The sequence below is a fragment of the Dokdonella sp. genome, from assembly GCF_039926425.1.
Taxonomy (GTDB): Bacteria; Pseudomonadota; Gammaproteobacteria; order Xanthomonadales; family Rhodanobacteraceae; genus Dokdonella_A.
Map to the genome: position 1 here is coordinate 1 of NZ_JBDSWZ010000014.1, position 3950 is coordinate 3950.

The window sequence follows — 3950 nt, forward strand, 5'->3', positions numbered from 1 at the left end:
GTTCACCGCTGCTGTCGAACACTTCGGCGATGCCCGAGTCGAGAACTTCCAGACGCGCCCACACCATGGTGTCGCCGATCGCGGCGACCCACCACTGTTGCGCCTTGTCGTCGTCCATCTCTTCGTCCTTGACGTCATTCACGAAGCGGCTCCGATGAAGGCGAGCGCCTTCGACAACACGACGACGAACAGTCCGATGAGGATGCTCCATGCGCCGATACGTCCAAGGCGGGCCAGCGCCGTCAGATTGCGATCAGAAAGACGCGCATATCCGCCACTCAAGAACCAGCCGAACGCATGTGGCATGAACAGGAATCCGCTCATCCGCGCGTGCGTTTGCGGGTGATGGTCACGCAGGTGAGTCAGCACGAGCATCCACGTGATGATGTAGGTCGTCAGCCCGGCGACGGCGAGGCCGAGACCGCAGATCAGAAGGAATTCGCGGAACGCGAGCAGTGGCACGGCGTCAGAACTCCGCCAAACCGGGCGCGCGCGGATACGGAATCGCATCGCGGATGTTGGCCAAGCCACACACGTAGACCACCAGGCGTTCGAAGCCGAGCCCGAAGCCGGCGTGCGGCACGCTGCCGTAGCGGCGGAAATCCCGATACCAGGAATACATGTTCGGATCGAGACCGAACTGCGCGATGCGCTGGTCGAGAATGTCGAGGCGTTCCTCGCGCTGGGAGCCGCCGATGATCTCGCCGATCCCTGGAGCGAGCACGTCCATTGCGGCGACCGTGCGCTTGTCGTCATTGAGGCGCATGTAGAACGATTTGATTTTCTCGGGGTAGTTCAACACGATGATCGGCCCGCCGAAATGCTGCTCGGTGAGGAATCGCTCGTGCTCGGTCTGGAGGTCGGCTCCCCACTCGACCGCGTAGTCGAATTTCTGGCCTGATTTTTTCAGGATGTCCACCGCGTCGGTGTAATCGACGCGCGTGAACGGGACCGCGATGATCGTTTCGAGACGCGAGATTGCGGTCTTCTCGACGCGGTCCGCGAAAAACGCCATGTCGTCCGGGCGTTCGGCCAGCACCATGCGGAAGATGAACTTGAGAAAATCTTCGGCGACCGTGGCGTTGACGTCGAGATCGGCAAACGCCATTTCGGGCTCGACCATCCAGAATTCGGCGAGGTGCCGGGTGGTGTGCGAATTTTCAGCGCGGAAGGTCGGGCCGAACGTGTAAACCTTGCTCAGCGCGAGACAATACGCCTCAACGTTGAGCTGGCCGGACACCGTCAGAAACGCTTCCTTGCCGAAGAAGTCCTTCTTGAAATCAATCGCACCCTTGTCGGTGCGCGGCAGATTCATCAGGTCCAGCGTCGACACGCGAAACATTTCGCCGGCACCCTCGGTGTCGGAGGTCGTGATGATCGGCGTGTTGACCCAGAAAAAGCCGTTCTCGTCGAAGTAGCGATGGATTGCATTGGCGATGGTGTGGCGGACCCGGCTGACGGCGCCGAACAGATTCGTCCGTGGCCGCAGGTGCGCGACTTCGCGCAGGAATTCGACCGAATGCGGCTTGGGCTGGATCGGATAGGTTTCCGGATCCTCAATCCAGCCGACGACATCGATCGACGTCGCCTGCAGCTCGAACGATTGTTCCTTTCCCTGCGAGGCGATCAGGTCGCCCTCGGCCATGACGGCGCAGCCGCTGGTCAGGCGCATCACGTCCTGGGTGTAGTTCGCCAGCGTCGCAGGCGCGACGATCTGGATGGGATCGAAGCAGGAGCCGTCGCTCAGATTGATGAATGACAGTCCTGCTTTCGAATCGCGCCGGGTGCGCACCCAACCGCGCACGCGGACCCGTGTTCCCGGAGCGACGGCGCCGGACAAGGCGTGCCGCACGTCCACAATCATTGCGTCACTGGTCGCGCCGCCCACCGATGCCGACATACCTTGAAACTCCAGATTGAGCGCCCACTTCGCCACAGGCGCGGGCCAGCCATCACTTGACCCGCAATCATAGCCGAACAGGCCCGTCCGCCGCCCGGCAGGCTACACTTGCATCCATCAGCTTCAAACGGATCACCATGGCCATCCAGCTCACCCCCGCAGCGCGTGACCGCATGCAGGATTTCCTCAAGAAGGATCCCGCCGCATTGGGCGTTCGATTCGGCATCAAGCGGACCGGTTGTTCGGGTTTTGGCTACACGGTCGACCTTGCCGAGGCGATCGTGGAGAACGACCGCGTGTTCGACCAGGACGGCCTGCGGCTGGTGGTGGACGCAAAGGCGTTGCCTTTCGTTGACGGCACCGAAATCGATTTCCAGCGCGCCGGGCTCAACGCCACGTTCGTGTTCCGCAACCCGAATGCAACCGGCGCCTGCGGTTGTGGCGAGAGTTTCACGGTCGCGGCGGATATCTGACGCGACAAGCGAAATCCGGAAACACGAACGACACGAAGGGATTGCGGAAGAACGCGTCGATCGATCGTCGTGTACGTCGTGGCCAACGCGTTTGCTTCGGCGCCAGCGGCCTTCTGTTTCAAACACTTGCAACGTAAACGCGCTTCCACTACGCTGCGCGCCCCTTTGCCGTCCCTCGGTGAAGGTCTTGCCTCACCGCGCCGCGGGAGGCTGTCCGGCGGGATTTACCGCGCGGATACCCACAAGGAGTCCACATGCGTCATTACGAAGTCGTGTTCCTGGTCCATCCCGACCAGAGCGAGCAGGTGCCTGCAATGATCGAGCGCTACAAGGCGCTGATCGAAGGCGATAGCGGCAAGATCCACCGCCTCGAAGACTGGGGTCGCCGTCAGCTGGCGTACCCGATCCAGCATCTGGCCAAGGCGCACTACGTGCTGCTCAACATCGAATGCAACGCGGCGGTGCTTGCCGAGCTGCAGACGGGCTTCCGTTTCAACGACGCCGTGCTGCGTCACCTGATCGTGAGCCAGGATGGTCCGGTGACCGAGATGTCGCCGATCATGAAGAACAAGGACGACAAGGGCGAGCGTCGTGGACGCCGCGACGACGAAGGCTTCGGGTTCGGCAGCGACGAGGACGAACCGCGTCCGCGCCGCGAGCGCACACCGCGCGAGGACGTTGCACCCGCAGCGCCTGCAGCAGCCCCCGCCGAACCTGCCGCTGAATAAGCGCAGACCCAAAGTCCAGGAGCACTCCGATGTCCAAGTTCTTTCGTCGCAAGAAGTTCTGTCGTTTCACCGCCGAGGGCGTGACCGAGATCGACTACAAGGATCTCAACATGCTGCGTCAGTACATCAGCGAAACCGGCAAGATCGTGCCGAGCCGCATCACCGGCACGAAGGCCCGCTACCAGCGCATGCTCGGTACCGCCATCGAGCACGCGCGTTTTCTCTCGCTGCTACCGTACAGCGACAGCCACTGATCGACGCGATGGCTTCGCGTTTGCGCAGCCATCGTTTCTCATTCAATTCGGACAGCCAGTGCTGCGCCGGTCCATCCGACGCTAACGAATAGGAATTACCATGCAACTGATCCTGCTGCAGAAAGTGAAGAACCTGGGCAACCTTGGCGACAAGGTCAATGTGAAGCCCGGTTATGGCCGCAATTTCCTCGTGCCGCAGGGCAAGGCGACGGCCGCGACCGCCGCCAACCTCGAGGAATTCGAGAAGCGCCGCTCCGAATACGAAGCAAAGGCGAACCAGCAGCTCGCCGGGGCCGAAGGGCGCGTTGCCCAGTTCGAGAATGCGTCGGTCACGATCAAGGCCAATGCGAGTCCGGAAGGAAAGCTGTTCGGTTCGGTTGGTCCGCGTGACGTCGCCGATGCATTCACGGCTGCCGGTACCGCGCTCGACAAGAACGAAGTAATCATGTCGGAAGGCCCGCTGCGCCACATCGGCGAGTTCGACGTCGTTGTGCACCTGCACGCCGACGTCAATACGACGGTCAAGGTCATCATCGTCGGCGACGACTGACCTTCAGCCCTCACGCTGCAATCCGAAAGGGCGCCTCCGGGCGCC

The 3950-nt window shown here is 61.8% G+C and carries 6 protein-coding genes; 4 read left to right on the forward strand and 2 right to left on the reverse strand.

What is annotated here, in order from left to right:
- Window positions 1–138: 138 nt before the first annotated feature.
- A complete protein-coding gene (locus ABIV12_RS00800) occupies window positions 139–462 on the reverse strand; it encodes a hypothetical protein (protein WP_348055237.1) in 324 nt (107 codons plus the stop codon).
- Window positions 463–466: 4 nt separating this feature from the next.
- Window positions 467–1864, reverse strand: a complete 1398-nt coding sequence (asnS, locus tag ABIV12_RS00805; protein WP_348055247.1) for an asparagine--tRNA ligase — start codon at window positions 1862–1864, stop codon at window positions 467–469.
- 173 nt (window positions 1865–2037) lie between these two features.
- Here asnS and ABIV12_RS00810 point away from each other — a divergent pair, with 173 nt between their 5' ends.
- The 4 genes from ABIV12_RS00810 (at window position 2038) to rplI (ending at window position 3905) form a co-directional block, all read left to right on the forward strand.
- Window positions 2038–2373, forward strand: coding sequence for an iron-sulfur cluster assembly accessory protein (locus tag ABIV12_RS00810; RefSeq protein ID WP_348055239.1), 336 nt, complete (start codon window positions 2038–2040; stop codon window positions 2371–2373).
- A gap of 254 nt (window positions 2374–2627) precedes the next feature.
- A complete protein-coding gene (rpsF, locus tag ABIV12_RS00815; protein WP_348055241.1) occupies window positions 2628–3101 on the forward strand; it encodes a 30S ribosomal protein S6 in 474 nt (157 codons plus the stop codon).
- 29 nt (window positions 3102–3130) lie between these two features.
- Entirely contained in the window at window positions 3131–3355 is a 225-nt protein-coding gene (rpsR, locus tag ABIV12_RS00820) for a 30S ribosomal protein S18 (RefSeq protein WP_348055243.1), read from the forward strand.
- Between the two features lie 100 nt (window positions 3356–3455).
- Window positions 3456–3905 (forward strand): 50S ribosomal protein L9, encoded by a 450-nt coding sequence (rplI, locus tag ABIV12_RS00825; RefSeq protein ID WP_348055245.1) that lies wholly within the window; start codon window positions 3456–3458, stop codon window positions 3903–3905.
- The last annotated feature ends 45 nt before the right edge of the window (window positions 3906–3950 follow it).